Here is a 1,384-nt window from a genome sequence, read left to right on the forward strand (position 1 = left end):
GGACGACATGGGGGACGACATGGGAGAGATTGCTTGCCAAGCAAGAAACCGATCACCCCTTCGCACGCACCGGCGTTCCATCCGCCATGATGGTCCGCCCCTTGCGTTCGACGATCAGTCCGTAGGCCCGGGGCTGGCGGTGGACGTCGAAATTGAAGGTGGTGCGCTTGTAGGAGTTGCAGAGATCGAGATCGCAGCGCGCCAGCGCGATCTCGTCGCCCTTCGTGGTGCACGAAGCGACGATCTCGCCCGAGGGCGCGATGATGCAGCTGCCGCCGATATGGTCCACGCCCTCCTCGATACCGGCCTTGGCGACGCCGACCACGAAGGTGCCGTTCTGATAGGCGCCGGCCTGCATGACCAGACGATTGTGGAACAGCGAGAGGTCGTCGTGCTCGGGCGCGGGCGGGTTGTGCACCGGCGTGTTGTAGCCGATCAGCACCATTTCGACGCCCTGAAGTCCCATCACCCGATAGGTCTCGCTCCAGCGGCGATCATTGCAGATCGCCATTCCCATCACGCCGCCAAAGGCCTCAGTCACGCCGAAACCGCCGCCGGGCTCGAAATAGCGCTTTTCCAGATGCTGAAACTTGCGCCATGGCTCGGGTTCGGCGTGGCCGGGCAGATGGACCTTGCGGTATCTGGAGACGATGGTGCCGCTCTTGTCGACCAGAATGGACGTGTTGTAGCGATGCAGCACGCCGGCTTCAGTCGCCAGCTCGGCGTAGCCGAGATAGAAGCCGATGCCGATTTCACGGGCCAGCTCGAACAGGGCCAGCGTCTCCGCCCCCGGCATCTCACGCTCGAAAAAGCCGTCGATCTCGGCTTGGTCCTCGAAATGCCAGCGCGGAAAGAACGTGGTCAGCGCAAGCTCGGGATAGACGATCAGGTCGCAACCATTGGCCCGCGCCTGGCGCATCAGGGCCATCAGCCGCGCCACCACCTCGGTCCTGGTCTCACGCCTCGCGACCGGGCCAAGCTGGCCGGCCGCGACATTCACAAATCTCGCCACGCGTCGTTCCTTCTTTCGGTGCTCGACTGACTTTGAGGCTCAACCTATCGCGCGACGCGCCGCGCGCACAGGCCGCTCTGCTGCTGAATCTGTGGACCCCCAAGATGCGCCTTCCAAGATGCGCCTTCCAAGACACGCCCTTCCAAGACACGTCTTTGCATTCTCGCGGCTTAATTCGCCCGAGCTTTGCTTCGTCTCACCACCCTCTTGAGCCAAGAGGGCGCAGGGAAGGCCGGGTGCCGGCTGGCACCCGCGGTCCGCTGCGCGAAAAGCACACGCAGGAAGAACCGCACAGCAGCATACAGGTGTAGCCAATCACTCGGCCTTCCCTGCGCAGTGGGTTGACGGCTTATGCCGTGCTCTCCCGGGAGC

At 63.5% G+C, this 1,384-nt stretch carries 1 protein-coding gene; it reads right to left on the reverse strand.

Translation table 11 applies throughout. The annotated features are described in order from the left end of the window. Positions 1-52: 52 nt before the first annotated feature. Positions 53-1,012: an N-carbamoyl-D-amino-acid hydrolase gene (locus ACXJL8_RS41060; protein WP_456619809.1), complete on the reverse strand. Its 960-nt coding sequence runs from the start codon at positions 1,010-1,012 to the stop codon at positions 53-55. Positions 1,013-1,384 lie beyond the last annotated feature (372 nt).

Source organism: Bradyrhizobium sp. P5_C11_2, from assembly GCF_054049755.1.